This window comes from Alteromonas sp. LOR, from assembly GCF_000753865.1.
GTDB lineage: Bacteria > Pseudomonadota > Gammaproteobacteria > Enterobacterales > Alteromonadaceae > Alteromonas.
The window spans coordinates 132,166-147,124 of the sequence record NZ_JQFW01000056.1 but is presented as its reverse complement, the minus strand read 5'-3'; the positions used below and the strand labels follow the sequence as shown (position 1 = coordinate 147,124).

Below are 14,959 nucleotides of genomic sequence, written 5' to 3'. Positions count from 1 at the left end.
GGTTTTTATACAACAGCGTACTTAATGTCTTTGCATTAGGAGTGCAATGAACCGACTTTTATTTAAAAGTCGATGCAATTGCCTAATGCACCATCCGTGAAGCCCTAGTGTAAACTTTTTTGATTAAAAAAACATCAGTATTTTTCTTCTCATACTGTCTAAAAAACTATCTATGTGATCAATATGAAGATTTAAAATGAAGTATTTAAATTAATACGTAAGCTAAAACTATGCTTAGAGCTTAGGTGAGAAATGTGACAGGTGAGTGAACACAAAATAAAGTTCGAAATGAAATCAAAATGACATTCGTAATGATAACAGAAATCGTGAATGTATAACCATAAAACTTACTACTTTTGGGTAATGAATGCCCTCTATAGGCTGCGTCAGCGTTAGACTTTAGCTTAGTTTTGAAGATTAACTTATTTTAACTATTGGTGATGTTAGTTTTTACTGATATCGTGAATTGCATAGTAACTATAAACTCAACAAGGAATAATTATGGAAGAACAACTCTCGCTCTTTTCTGCAAGTGACGTTGAAAGGTATATAAATGATTACGCAATTCCATGGGGCATTAATATCGCCATGGCAATCGCAATTTATGTGATTGGTAAAATTGTTGTCGGTCTGTTGCTGTCAGTTTTCCGACGCGTAATGGCCAAATCTAAATACGACGACATGCTCGTTGATTTCTTAGAAGCAATCATTAGCGCCATATTAATGCTTTTCGTTATTGTGGCATCGCTAGACCAACTTGGTGTTGATACCACATCGCTTGTTGCTATTTTAGGTGCAGCTGGCCTAGCCATTGGTTTGTCATTACAAGACTCGCTCAAGAATTTCGCAGCGGGCGTAATGCTTCTTTTATTCAAACCATTTAAAGCGGGTGACTTCGTTGAAGCGGGTGGAACTGCGGGCTCAATTAAAAAGATTGGCATTTTCACAACGACAATGACAACGCCTGACAATAAAGAAATTATTGTACCAAACGGTAATATCTACAGTGGTAATATTACCAATTACTCGGCTAAGGAAACTCGTCGTGTAGATATGGTTGTAGGTATTGGCTACGACGCTGACTTATTGAAAGCGAAGCAAATACTTCAAGAAATGGTGTCAGCTGATGAACGAATTTTAGCAGAGCCAGCGCCAACGGTTGCAGTATCTGAACTTGCCGATAGCAGTGTGAACTTTGTGGTTCGCCCATGGGTTAAGGCAGCAGATTTCTGGGGCGTTAAGTTCGACTTTACTGAAGCGGTTAAATTGCGTTTCGACCAAGAAGGCATCTCTATTCCGTTTCCACAAATGGATGTGCATTTGCATAAAACAGATGGCGAATAAGATTACGCCAGCGAGATAAACAAAAACGCCGCTTTTAAGCGGCGTTTTTTATTACTATTACTTTGAATTACTGCTTACAATTGGGGCGGTTGTTCGTGGCTTGATAATCAGCAAGCGCTGGACCCATATTTGCTCTTAAATCTGCAATACGCGTTTGCGGAGCCGGGTGAGTAGATAAAAACTCCATTGGGCTATTTCCTCCACTCGCTGCCTCCATGTTCTGCCAAAGGTTGACAGACTGACGAGGGTCAAAGCCAGACTTTGCCATTAGCTGAAGACCTATTTCATCGGCTTCTGATTCGTGAGTTCTGCTAAAAGGCAATTGAACGCCAACCTGCATACCTAATCCAATGGCCGCCATAATAGGGCCCGACTGAGGTACCTCATTCGCTGCAAGCACCTGGCCTGCTGCCTGAGTACCCATATTGATTAAGGTAGATTGAGACATACGCTCGTTACCGTGTTCAGCGATAACGTGACCGACTTCATGGCCTATTACCGCTGCAAGCTGGTGCTGGTTTTCAGCGACACCAAGAAGGCCAGTATAAACCCCTATTTTACCGCCAGGCAAAGCAAATGCATTGACTTGCTCATCGTCAAAAACTACCACTTCCCATTTTCCGTCAAAAACGGAGGCGGGCACCTGTGCAGTAATTGCATTGGCAATACATTCCACGTAAGTGTTCTGCACTCGCGTAGTCGACACTTTGAGTTCTTCTTTCATGCCTGAAAACGCTTGTGCTCCCATTTCAGATAACTGGGAGTCAGAAAAAAGCAGTACTTGGTTTCTGCCAGTTGGGGAGGTGGCGCACGCTGATAGTGCGAGCGCTGCGGCCACCGCCGCTGATAAGGTGAATTTCAATTTCATTTTGAGTCCTTTGTGTCTTAAACATCGTTTGGCTTTGGGCCTGATGATCTTTGGTTTGCACTTTTAAGGCCTAAGAAAGCGCAGAAACGTGCAGACCAAAGGTCATTAGGCTGACGCTAAGCATACCTTTATTTTCGGTGCATCAATAGTGGCTAAATTATTTAGTGGTTCCCGTGGTGCGCAATGGTAAAAATACCATCGCTCAATAAGTAGTTGATAGCCCTTGGTAAAGCCTTTGCCAAATTAATATTTGTGTCATAAACTGGCTTTAATTTATACATAGAAGTTACATGATATTTCTGTTGTACTGGAATAATGTTGAACAGATACCTACGCCTGCTGATTGTACTAGTGCGCAGGAAGCGATACCTATTTCAACAGTTCAACACTGAATAACACACTAATAAAAAAGGAAATAAAAATGGCAGTGCGTAATAAATTCAAGTACGGATTACTCGCCCTTCTTGTGTCTGCATCGTTAACGGGTTGTGGCCTAGACGGCGACGATGGTGAGCAAGGCGAAACGGGTGCTCAAGGGCCTCAGGGTGAACAGGGAACACCTGGCGCAGATGGTTCTGACGGTACTGATGCTTCAATTGGTATTGCCTTAGATGTTGTTGGTCGTGCATTTTTAGGTAATCAGGGCGCTGCGGAAATTGTTCAATATCACGCCGATACCCAAACGATTTACGCGACTAACACCTCAACCAATACTATAGCGGTTATTCCCGCTGGCACTGTTACTACAGCGGCGTTAGGCGACCCGATAAACACAATTAACCTGACACCTTCAACTGTTGATTTACCAGCAGACATTAATGGGGTTGCCCTAGGCGGTGTTAATAGCATTGCGGTTAGCGGTGACCTTATGGCTGTTGCCGTATCAGCAGCAGTGAAAACTGACAACGGCTATGTGCTTTTCTACAACGGTTTAGATAGCGCAACGCCGGCATTTTTAGATTCGGTAGAAGTGGGCGCGCTACCAGATATGGTTACGTTCACTCCCGATGGCGGCAAAGTGTTAGTGGCAAACGAAGGCGAGCCTTCAGACGATTACACGGTAGACCCGGTTGGTTCAATATCAGTTATTAATGTACTTGCCAGTGGCGAACCAGAAGAAACGGGAACCACCGTTGGGTTCACGGCATTCAACGGCTCACAAGCTGAGCTTATGGCACAGGGCATGATGTTCCCCAACCCATCTGGTCGCACAATCAATGGGACTGCCATTGCAACGACAGTGGCGCAAGATCTAGAGCCTGAGTACATTGCAGCAACTAATGACGTAGCGTACGTCAGCTTGCAAGAAAATAACGGCCTAGCGGTACTTGATTTAGAAGAGTTAACCGTTGATGTTGTTGGGTTAGGTACTAAAGCATGGGCTGATTTGAATATCGATATTCAAGAAGACAGCTCAGTAAGCTTTGGTCAGTACACTGGTCTATATGGCGTGTATCAGCCTGATAGCCTTGCTACTTTTACTTGGAAAGACGCTACCTTTATTGTGACAGCTAACGAGGGTGATGCTCGTGAATACTTCTTTGATGCTGCTGATGATGCTGCATGTACCGCTGCAGGTGGCGTTTCTTTTGATGAAGACGACGGCTGTTTAGCTTACACCGATGAAGTACAAGTGGGTGATTTAGTTGCAGAAGCAAACTCCGAATTAGCGATGTTGCAATCCAGTGGTGAAGCTGATGATTTACGTGTTACAACGGCCATGGGTGATGCTGATAGCGACGGTGAGTATGACGCTGCATTTACCTACGGCGCACGTTCATTCACAATCTGGGATCAAAACGGTTTAGTGGTTTTCGATTCAGGTGATGATTTTGAGCGCATTACGGCGTCAGTGCACGGCGCACAGTTTAATAACGACAATGATGTAAACGAAGGCGATTCACGCTCTGAAAACAAAGGGCCTGAGCCGGAAGCTATTACCGTTGGTCAAATTGGCGATCGTACGTACGCCTTTATCGGTCTAGAGCGCATGGGCGGAATTTTCGTTTATGATGTGACTAATCCGTATGATGCGCAATTTACCGAATACGTAATTAACCGTGACTTGACTGAAGGCCTAACCTCTGACGATGTGATTGGTGACTTAGCGCCTGAGAGTTTAGTGTTTGTTAGTGCAGAAGACAGCCCAAGCGGTGAAGCGTTGCTGGTTGTCGGTAACGAAGTAAGTGGTACCGTTTCGGTATGGCAAATTAGCCAGCTGTAATAAAATATGACAACAACCTAGTATGTTGCATTAGTGACAAAAACCCGCTCAAAAGCGGGTTTTTTTGTTTCAAGGGTTAGCGAGTCACTCTTTTGCATAAATACACTGCGGACTCACGTAGTAATGCAAGAGCGTCTCAATGGTTGAGAATAGTTACAGAGCGACTTGATTGAGGTAAGCTATGGCAAAAGAAGTGGCGTTTTATAGGATGCCCGCGAGCAAAGATATCGAAGGTTTGCCTAATTCAAATACACAGACTGTGTATTAATGCCTTTAATATTGATGCGTAGGTGATTCAGCCGTAAATAGAGGCGCAAGCGATTGCTTTGATAATAGGGTTTGTGCCCCTGTATTTACCATCTAGGTTCACCAAATAATAGAAGCGTATAATTAGAAGAGAGTAACTATGTCTCAGCAAGTCGTGATAAGTGGCGTGGGTGTCTGGCACCCTGAAGAAAGCATCACCAACGAAGAATTGGTAGCAAGTTACAATGCGTATGTAGACAGCTTCAACGAAAAGAATAAACAGGACATCGAAAGCGGCGACGTAGCGCCAATGCCTTATTCAAGTGCTGAATTCATCGAAAAAGCATCAGGTATTAAAAGCCGATATGTCTATCAGAAAGAAGGTGCTTTGGATATCGAGCGAATGAAGCCTAAAATTTCTCCTCGCAGTGATAACGCGTTGTCCCATCAGGCTGAAATCGCTGTTGAAGCTGCGCGCTTGGCACTTAATTCAGCGAACGTAAATGCAGAAGAGATAGATGCCGTTATTGTTTCGTGTGCTTATACGCAACGGGCATATCCCGCAATTGCCATTGAAGTACAAGAAGCACTGAACATAGAGGGTTTTGGTTTTGACATGCTCGTGGCATGTTCAGCAGCAACGTTTGGGATGCACCGAGCATTTGAAATGTTAAGTGCCGGCAACGCTTCTCGAGTGTTGGTGATAAACCCTGAGCTAGTATCGCCGCAAATAAATTATACCGACCGAGATAGCCATTTCATTTTTGGCGACGTCGCTACAGCAACCGTTATGGAATTAGCTGATACTGCAAAAAGCGAGCATGTGTATGACGTGCTGAGCACAAAAGCGGTCACTAAGTTTTCAAACAATATACGCTCGAATTTTGGTTATTTAACGAGAGCTGAAGACGTTGAACCCTACGGTGTAGACAAGCTGTTCCATCAGTCAGGGCGCAAAGTATTCAAAGAAGTTTGCCCCATGGCGGCCTCACACATCGAAGCGCATTTAGAAAAACACAATATTACGCCCGCGCAAGTGAAACGATGGTGGCTCCATCAGGCGAATATCAACATGAATACACTGATCTGTAAGCGCCTGCTTGGCAGAGATGCCACACAACAAGAAGCGCCAATTGTGCTAGATGAGTATGCTAACACAGCGTCAGCAGGGTCGGTGATTGCGTTTGGATTGCATCATCAAGACCTAGTTTCTGGCGATGTGGGCGTGCTATGTTCATTTGGTGCAGGTTACTCGATTGGCTCGTTGGTCGTTAAAAAGCGCTAAGCATTTAAAGATAGGCACTTGAAGCCAAATACTCGAGGACAAGTACTCGAAAATAAGCGCTTCAAGTCAATTGTCTTAGGCCAAGGGCTTTAAGATAAGTGCTTCAAGCCAAGTACGTAAACATAAGTACGTGAACATAAGTACTTAAAAATGGTTACAAGAACAGCGCTTTAAAAGAGCACTTATGAGAAATAGCCTATCGGCACCCAAATAATAAGACTTACTAGGATGACAGCGAAGGGATGGTTTCAGATTTAGGTTATGGGCTAAATAGCCTAGCGCATTTAGCACTGCTACTTTTATTGCTAACGGTAAGGAAGCCAGGTGTAGCGAAGCATTTACTTGTGCTCGCTACTGCCACCACATTCGTTTGGTCGACAAGTTTAATTACGGTGTTGTTTGGGCCTATTTCGCTAAACTGGTTACTCACTGTCGACATAGTCAAACAGCTGGCGTGGCTTCTTTTCCTTGCTGGCTGTATTCAAACTAATTTTCAAAATCTTCATCACGTGCTTCGTCGCCCTGCGACATTAATGATCATAGCGCCTGCCATTGTCGCACTTGTTGCTCCCTATCTGTTTGCTATTGACCCTACGTGGAGCTTTTTAACGCTCATTGTGTTGTCGCTGGAAGTGTTGGTGCTACTCGAGGTTGTTTATCGCCAGGCTGGGCGGGAGCAGTGGGCGTTTAAACCCCTCATCATTTACCTTGGCGCGGCAAATGTATTTGAATTTGTCACCTATGCGAATGCTACCATGGTGAACCAGGTCGAGGTCGGGTACATCGCAGCGCGCGGTTATATCTATTTCCTTCTCATGCCGCTCCTCGTTATCTCTATTCGTCGTATCCATCACTGGGGTATCGACATTTTTATTTCCCGAGATGTGGTTCTGCATAGCTCCCTGTTACTTGTGGCTGGTGGCTATTTATTTGTCATGGCCGTTGTTGGCTATGCGATTAACTTCGTAGGGGGGAGCTGGGGCGCCACAGTACAAATTATTTTGGTGGTCATGTCTTTCGCCTTGTTAGCCACTGTCTTTTTATCAAATGCATTTCGAACAAAAATCAAAATTTTCATCACCAAGCACTTTTTTGCTAATCAATACGATTATCGAGTGGAGTGGGTAAAGCTTACTAAATGGTTAACCCGCTCAGGGGATAGCACGGCAGACGTTTATCATTCGGGGTTAACCGGTCTATTAAATGCCATTCAATACGACTCAGGCTTGTTGTTCAAAGTATCAAAAAGCGGCCTCGATTGCGTCGCCGCTGCCTCTCCGTCTGGCGATACAAGCCTGAATGAAAAGCAGCACGCTATGCTTACGCAACTAATTGAATATAGTGGTGAAAAAGGGTGGGTAATCGATACGGATGCTTATTTGGTAAAGCCCTTTGACTATGAAGGGTTAAAGCTTGATAGGGAAGTGTTAAAACAGTGGGATTACCAACTATTCATCCCCTTCATGCAAGATGCCCAAGTATGGGGCTTTGCCGTGTTAGCCGCGGGTGATAAAGAAAAAGTCGCTTTGAATTGGGAAGTTAAAGATTACCTCAACGCAGTATCAGAACAAGTCGGTACCTTTATACAACATCATGAAGCAGCTCAAGTCGTCGCTGAGAATGCACAATTTGCCGCTTTCAATCGAATGTCCGCATTTGTGCTGCACGATTTGAAAAACGTACTTGCTCAGGTAGACCTCATTCTTGCTAATGCGCAGCAGCACAAACATAATCCCGAGTTCATTGAAGATACGTTTGAGACGCTTGAGCACACAAAAGCGCGTATGGAAAAAATGCTGAAACAATTAACCGATAAAAAGGTCATTGAAGAGAGTGTGAATGATGATCAGTATCTGTCGCGAATAGCCGATGAGGTGGTAACGCAGCGCTGCAGTTCAATTTCTCCGATACCAAAAGTCCACTTGATGAAAGAAGAATCTGTTATTGTGGACAAAGAGAAAGTGGCCAATGTACTTTATCACTTAATCAGCAATGCTCAGCAGGCTACCGCAGATGATGGTGAGGTTGATGTGGTATTGACGGTTGATGGCGCAGAGCGCACGCAAATGATCATGATTGAAGATACGGGTACCGGCATGGAAAAAGCCTTTATTGAAGAGCGCCTTTTCAAACCCTTTGATACAACAAAAGGAAATGCAGGTATGGGCATTGGCGCTTACGATGCAAAAACCTACCTAGAGTCTATTGGCGGCAAACTTACCGTACAAAGTGAAGTGGGAAAAGGAAGCTGTTTTACTCTGCATTTTCCCATAGAGTAGGCGATGATACCTTTCGCAAAATAGCGCTTAGGCGCAGTAAGCACGCAATCAAATACGAGCGCAGTGGATTGTTCGCGGCGTATGATGAAGTAGAAGAATAGGATGACAAGATGACAGATACCATACTGGTAGTTGATGATGACCTCGGTATCCAAAAGCAGCTCAAGTGGAGTTTAACCGACTACAACGTTGTGTTTGCCGATGATCACACCTCGGCAATTGCCCAGTTGCGACGTCATGAGCCCAAAGTTGTTACTCTTGACTTAGGACTCCCTCCAGACCCAGCAAACGCCTCAGAAGGGCTGCGTATACTTCACGATATAATTTCTCTCGCGCCTCGTACAAAGGTAATCGTGGTAACGGGCAACAGCGATAAACAAAATGCGCTAAAGGCCATCGACTTTGGTGCCTATGACTTTTATCAAAAACCTATCGATTCAGATACGATAAAGCTGTTGGTAAACCGCGCTTTAAACTTAGCAAAATTGGAACACGAGAACGCTATTTTAGCCCGCACTCGTACCGGGATGTCTCGAATTGTAGGAAATAGCGAAGCCATTCAAACGGTGGTAAGACGCGCAGAAAAAATAGCAAATACTGATATTAGCACGTTGCTTCTTGGGGAAAGTGGTACGGGTAAAGAGGTGTTTGCCCGCAGTATTCACGAACATAGTCCGCGTAAAGATAAGCCGTTTGTGGCTATTAACTGCGCATCCATACCGGAAAACTTACTTGAAAGTGAGCTGTTTGGTTATGAAAAAGGGGCATTTACCGGAGCTAACAAAACCACGCTCGGTAAAATCGAAACCGCCCAGGGCGGGACTCTTTTTCTTGATGAAATTGGCGATATGCCGATTGGACTACAGGCTAAAATGCTGCGTTTTCTTCAAGAGCGCATTATCGAACGTGTAGGTGGAAGAAGTGAGATACCCGTCGATATTCGAGTTATCTGTGCAACCCACAGAGATTTGCAGGCTATGGTGGCGAACGAAACATTCAGAGAAGATTTATATTACAGGGTAGGGGAAATGCCTATTATGATCCCACCACTGCGAGACAGGGATCAGGATGTCATTTTACTCGCACGAACGTTTCTCAATATTTATCGCGAAGAGTTTAAAGCGAAAGCAAAAAGCTTTTCCGAGTCTGCTGTTAACGCACTGCTAGCTCACAAATGGCCTGGCAATATTCGGGAAATGCAGAATAAACTCAAATCAGCGGTAATTATGGCTGAGGGAACGGTGATACAGCCCGATGATTTAGGGTTGTTACCTGCAGATGGTGTTGACGAGCCCACCACATTAAATTTGAGGGAAGTGCGAGAAATAGCGGAAAGTAAGGCAATTCGAAACGCTTATCAAAAAGCTGAAAAGAACATGTCTAAAACTGCGGAGTTACTCGGGGTTACAAGACCAACGCTTTATTCGCTTATCGATAAATATCACATGGAAGATATTAAAAGTAGCGACTGAGCCAGATAATCGAGCTAGTCAACCGAGTTTTTGCATTTGCGCCAGTAAAGAACGAGACCTGTTGAATAGTTTCTACAAAATAAAGTGTTGGGTGGCTTACGCCAACCAACACTTCACAGGGTAACTTGCTAAGTAGCTAGGAAATTCGTATTCGTTGAATTAGCCTTGCGTATCGCATTGACTAAATTAGTCTTGCGTATCGCATTGACTAAATTAGTCTTGCGTGTCGCATTCGCTAACGTCGCCACCCATTTTTTTCTTCATTTTGATACACGCTTCGCGCATTTTTTCTGATGCCGCATCTTTCAGCTCTTCAGATTTTTCAGCGCCTTTGTCCATCATATCAGAGCCCATTTCTTTGCCGTCTTCGTATGCATCAGAGGCCATATCTTTGCCGTCTTCGTATGCATCAGAGGCCATATCTTTGCCGTCTTCATACGCGTCAGACGCCATGTCTTTACCTTCTTCGTAGGCATCAGATGTTGCATCTTTGGTCTCATCCCATGAATCTGCTGCTTTCTCTTTTGCATCTTCATAGGTATCAGCAGTTGCTTCGCCTGCCTTTTCCATTTCAGCCATTACTTCTTCTTTCGGCTCTTCTTTCTGATCAGAGCAGCCTGCTACGCCAAGAGTGGTAAGTAGTAGTGCTAGCGCAATTGTTTTTGTTTTCATGGTAAAACTCCTTTTGCCGGATAATTTGAGTGCTGGTGTCACAAGTTGATAAGCGTAGAACAGGTAATGACTCTACCACACCTCAGCTTACGCTTAACTTCACGAGTCTAGCCTAATTCTAAAGCAAAGTGTGAGAAGTATTTGTATAGCGAGAATTAGCGCCCACAAAGAAGAAACCGCAATGGGTCAATACCGTAATGTACTGAATTGAGCCGCCAACTTAGGCGAAACCAATCGGTTTACTATGCCCTGCAAACACGACTTCAAGCTGGAAAGTATTTGGCTTTACTTCCACAAACAACAGCGACCCACATATATTACACACATGATGTGTTTCGCCGCTTGAAGCATGGAGTCTTGCGACACTTGATGGTGCGCAATCTACAATGACATGCTGTCTATCAGCTTCAAGTAACATTTTACTGTCATCTGTTAGCAGAGACGTTGAAGAATGGGCTTCTAGATGGTTGCCATCGGCTAATTCAAAATGCACAGCTTGGCATTTGCAATTTCCCCTATACATACTGCTACCTCGTTACTTCTTCAGGCCATTGAATACTAGCGATATTGTTAAATGATGTTGCTATTCTTGAACTTGGAAAATCGAACTTACAGTCTAAGGGCGTTCGATTGGCATCTGTCGTGTGATAGGTTTCAATTAGCCCTATCCACCCATTTCTGCCAGAAAGTTTAGCGGCATACAGGGCATAATCAACGACCGCAAACGTTCGTTGCCACGCCTTATCAAAATGTGAAATTTCGTTAGGTGGAAGCAGTGAAAATCCAATGCTGCAGGTAACTTTAACCGTTTTGTCATCGCCGATATTAAATACACTGCTTGCCACCGTTGCCCGGCAACGTTCTGCTAATTCAGGAAGCTCCTCTCGCGAGGAATGACGGCAAACCACAAGAAATTCTTCCCCGCCCCAGCGAATAATCAAATCGGTGTGCCTAAACACCTCTTTAAGTACAGATGAGAAACCTTCGAGCACCTTATCGCCTGCTAAATGTCCATAATCATCATTAATACTTTTAAAGTGGTCTATATCAATGAGTAAACACAGAAGATCCCGCTTCTTTAACGGCGTAGATATATTGTCAATTTCAACCTGACTGCGTTTAATCTCTGAAGGTAGTTGAGATTCCAAGTAATGTCGGTTGTATAACCCAGTGAGTGGGTCGCGTAAGCTGACATGCTCTAAGGTTTTGTAGGCTTGCTCTAATTCACTATTCTTCTCTTGTAAGGTTTCAGTTTGCTGCCTAACTTCACGGCGTAAAATAATGGTTTGTTGGCGCTGCTTAAACCTGCTCCACATTAGAAAGAGCATAAGTAATACCGCGACAGACGCACTCCAAAAGAGAGTGTTTTTTAGCTTCTCCCGCTCCGCTTTTGCAATAACAAGCTGTTTGGACTCTTCTAATTTTTCAAGCTCTCCCGATTGCCTAACAAGCTCAATTTCCGCTTGAAGCCCTTTTACAGCATTCTGGGTTTCGGAATTAAGAAGCGCCTCGCGAAGTTCTTGAACTACCGACTGTATGTCTAATGCTTTCTCGAAATCGCCAAGGCTAACATTGGCGCTTAGCTGAATAGCTAAAAAGCGCAATTGGTCTCGCAAGTTCCCATGTTTTCGAGCGTCAACGGTTCCGGCGCGCGCATAGACGAGCGCTAGGTCAAACTTTTGTTCCCGCATATAGCCCTGAGCAAGCGCTAAGCGCACATCATTGACTAAACCAATTTGCCCTGACTCTAAGGCAAAACTCATTGCCTCTTGCAACAAAGTAGTGCCTTTGGCTGTGTCTCCGGTTTCTAACAGCGCTTTGCCCATTAACATCTTTGCCTCGAAAATGGCGCCAACATCATTGGTCGATAAAAGAAGATCAAGCCCATCAGTAATTGATTGCAGTGCTTCTTCTTTTTCGTTGTCTTTGAGCTGGAGACTTCCCATTTTGCTTTTTATCATTCCTAATAAGCGTTTATTTTCTACATTTGCGCTTAAGTTAGAAACAGCAGAGTACGCATCGTCATAATACGTAAAGGCGAGGGTAGTGTGGCCAAGTAAGCCGTAAATATCCCCGATATGAGACAAGCAAAGACTTGAATAAGTTACGTTGTCGTTGTCGCGAAACACAGCCAATGCGAGCTTCAAAGGCTCCAAAGCGAGCTCTAATTTATCTTGCTCTTTATATACGACGCCCAACTCTAAATGCACTTTTGCTTTAAGCTGTCTGTCATTTCTCATTTCGGCAATCGATAGAGAACGACGTAAATATTCTTCTGCAGATGCGTAATTTGATAAGTGCCGTTCAGCGCTGGCTAGGTGCAGAAGTGAACGAGCTACGTTGAGTAACTTACCCTCACGTGTATACCTTTCAAGGGCTGCGTTTAGTACTGCTTTGGAAGCTTTGAATCGTGAGTAGGCTTGAAGCAGCGTTCCCAAGGGGAGGTAGTCTGACGGTGCATTATCTTTTTGAAGCGCTCTTTCTATAAAAAGAAGCGCTTGTCTGTCAGCATCTGCGTATCTTTTTGCTTCTAAAAGTCCACTGATAACGTTGAGTTCATTTATTTCGCTTTTTTCATTATTTTGAGCAAACGATGGTGTTACGAAGATACTGCTTAATAAAAGAGAAAGAACAAGCGAGCGAATAAGCTTGAAGCTGTAAATCACGTTCTTCCTCCTGAGTTGCGTGATAAGATTTTTAATAATAACTCTTTAGCTGATAGCTTTTTAGATATAGCGTTTTAGGTGTCGCTTTATAGGCTCTTTTTTTGAGTGCTCCTTGTTCTCTGAGCGCTAGGTAGCGAGAGCCGCCATGATGGCATCGATATACTGCCATCTATATACTCCCATCGTGCATAAACGATAAACGGTTTTTCAATAACGTCTAGGATGGCAGTTATACTTTAGTATAAATGATTAAACGAACTGAGCCTAAATAAAGCTCAGTGTTTTATGATCTTTATTTCTTTATGAAACGTGTTGAGCCACGCTCATTTCTTTTTCGCAACGCCATCCGTGCCGCGCTCTTCTGTACCGCGGTTATCTGTAAAATGAGATTTATATATAAGGGCTTTCTAAATTAAAGCTCTATAAATTAGAGCTTTAAAAATTAGCGCTTTCTAAATTGACGCTTGGCAAATTCAGCTGATATCCATTCTCTTATTATTGCTGATTTCGCCATACCGCTATCTTGCGATAGCAGTGAAAGCTGCGTAATACACTCGGGTGAAAGGGTGAAGGTTGCATGGCGCATGCCTTTTTGCTGTTTCTGAGTGGCATTACACTTAACCGCTTTCAGACACGGTTTTGCTCGAGTGTCTTTTGGTTTTTGGTTCGAGTCTGCCAGCGTTTCCAATGGCGTTTCTTGTTGTAACCCCTTACCCGCTGCGTAAGATATTGCATCGTCAATAAACGAATCGACAGAGTGAAGCGTGGCTTTAGCTGACGGCTTCGACTTTTTGAGGCTGAGTAAACTCATGCGAATCCTCCACTTTTCCCGCTAATAGCTCTTCAAACAAGGTTCTTATTTCGTGCGACGCTTTACCTTCTGGCTCGCTCTCTATGACTGACTGTCCTGATTCTTCTGAATCATCATACATATTGCGGCTGAAGGTAACTGCGTTAAGCACCGGAATACCAAAAGAACGGCACACTTCTTTTGCTTCTAGAATTCGTCCTGCAAGGCTAGGAAGGGAAGGGCACTGCGTTACAACAAATGCAGCATTCATCTTTGGATTTACCATCTTACACGTTGACAGTATATCTTCCATGTGGGGAACGGTTTTTAAGTCTCTGCGTTTTGGGCGAAGCGGAATAAGAATATGGTCGGCCACTGCCATAGAAGAGCGAAGTGCAAGGTTGTCTTGCCCACCGCAGTCTATTACGACGTAATCGTAATACTGACGAAGATTCAAAAGTTCGTTACGTATTTTTCCGTATAACTGAACGCAATTTATTTCAGCAAGTCTGGGGTTGGCTTTTCTCTCTTGGATCCAATCCGATGTGGTTCGTTGAGGGTCGCAATCGACCATTAGCACATTTGCTCCTTTTTCGGTACGCAAATACACTGCTATGTTCTGGGCTAAGCAACTTTTACCGCTTCCGCCTTTTTCACCACCGACTAGAATAATCATGGTACAAACCCTCAAGTAAACCTTTAATAAATCGTTGTGCTACCAACATGAGTCACGCTTTGAATGTGCGGCGTCGGTAACCTATGACACAAAGCATAGAAACACTTAGGTGAATCTTCAGCATCAAAAACGATATTAACGAATGTAGTTAAATACCTAATAATGATTAAGTGACTGTTGTTATGGCATAATCGCTCCCCGATGCTGTTTATAAAGCATGGCGCAGTTTATAAAGGGCATCTATTGATTTGTGATCTAACACAAACTAGTCTTGTCACAATGTGTTTTTATTTGTTGTTTGCTTGAGATGCAGAATCATTGCACCTTTAATATGCGTCGCGAGTCTGCGCACAAACAATATGTGCCGAGAGTGTGCTGCACGCACGTAGAGTGAACAACATGCATGCAGCAAAAATATATACAGCAAAGATAAGCCG

Annotated in this window: 11 protein-coding genes; 5 read left to right on the top strand and 6 right to left on the bottom strand. The window is 43.9% G+C overall.

Features of this window, described 5'->3' with window-relative positions:
- The first annotated feature begins 501 nt into the window (after positions 1-501).
- Positions 502-1,344, top strand: a complete 843-nt coding sequence (locus JV36_RS0116105; RefSeq protein ID WP_032097440.1) for a mechanosensitive ion channel family protein — start codon at positions 502-504, stop codon at positions 1,342-1,344.
- A gap of 67 nt (positions 1,345-1,411) precedes the next feature.
- Here JV36_RS0116105 and JV36_RS0116100 read toward each other — a convergent pair whose 3' ends face one another.
- On the bottom strand, positions 1,412-2,212 hold the full coding sequence (locus JV36_RS0116100) for a M48 family metallopeptidase (RefSeq protein ID WP_032097441.1): 801 nt from the start codon (positions 2,210-2,212) through the stop codon (positions 1,412-1,414).
- Between the two features lie 421 nt (positions 2,213-2,633).
- On the opposite strand from JV36_RS0116100, the gene JV36_RS0116095 reads away from it, so the two are divergent.
- The 4 genes from JV36_RS0116095 to prsR all read left to right on the top strand — a co-directional run bounded on the left by JV36_RS0116095 (position 2,634) and on the right by prsR (position 9,718).
- Positions 2,634-4,436 (top strand): choice-of-anchor I family protein, encoded by a 1,803-nt coding sequence (locus JV36_RS0116095; protein ID WP_032097442.1) that lies wholly within the window; start codon positions 2,634-2,636, stop codon positions 4,434-4,436.
- Positions 4,437-4,842: 406 nt separating this feature from the next.
- Positions 4,843-5,967 (top strand): beta-ketoacyl-ACP synthase III, encoded by a 1,125-nt coding sequence (locus tag JV36_RS0116090; protein ID WP_032097443.1) that lies wholly within the window; start codon positions 4,843-4,845, stop codon positions 5,965-5,967.
- Positions 5,968-6,209: 242 nt separating this feature from the next.
- Entirely contained in the window at positions 6,210-8,246 is a 2,037-nt protein-coding gene (gene prsK, locus JV36_RS0116085) for an XrtA/PEP-CTERM system histidine kinase PrsK (RefSeq protein ID WP_032097444.1), read from the top strand.
- Positions 8,247-8,356: 110 nt separating this feature from the next.
- Positions 8,357-9,718, top strand: coding sequence for a PEP-CTERM-box response regulator transcription factor (prsR, locus tag JV36_RS0116080; protein WP_032097445.1), 1,362 nt, complete (start codon positions 8,357-8,359; stop codon positions 9,716-9,718).
- Positions 9,719-9,931: 213 nt separating this feature from the next.
- Here prsR and JV36_RS0116075 read toward each other — a convergent pair whose 3' ends face one another.
- The 5 genes from JV36_RS0116075 to JV36_RS0116055 form a co-directional block, all read right to left on the bottom strand.
- Positions 9,932-10,390, bottom strand: coding sequence for a hypothetical protein (locus tag JV36_RS0116075; protein ID WP_032097446.1), 459 nt, complete (start codon positions 10,388-10,390; stop codon positions 9,932-9,934).
- Between the two features lie 220 nt (positions 10,391-10,610).
- The gene (locus tag JV36_RS0116070; RefSeq protein WP_032097447.1) at positions 10,611-10,913 is read right to left on the bottom strand and encodes a hypothetical protein; all 303 of its coding nucleotides are present in this window, start codon (positions 10,911-10,913) and stop codon (positions 10,611-10,613) included.
- A 4-nt stretch (positions 10,914-10,917) separates the two neighbouring features.
- Positions 10,918-13,056 carry a diguanylate cyclase gene (locus JV36_RS0116065; protein WP_032097448.1) on the bottom strand — a complete coding sequence of 713 codons (2,139 nt, stop codon included), beginning with the start codon at positions 13,054-13,056 and terminating at the stop codon, positions 10,918-10,920.
- Between the two features lie 442 nt (positions 13,057-13,498).
- Complete coding sequence (locus JV36_RS0116060) at positions 13,499-13,867, bottom strand: hypothetical protein (RefSeq protein ID WP_032097449.1); 369 nt, start codon at positions 13,865-13,867, stop codon at positions 13,499-13,501.
- Positions 13,827-14,522, bottom strand: a complete 696-nt coding sequence (locus tag JV36_RS0116055) for an AAA family ATPase (protein ID WP_032097450.1) — start codon at positions 14,520-14,522, stop codon at positions 13,827-13,829. The genes JV36_RS0116060 and JV36_RS0116055 overlap by 41 nt, the downstream gene beginning before the upstream one ends.
- Positions 14,523-14,959: the final 437 nt, after the last annotated feature.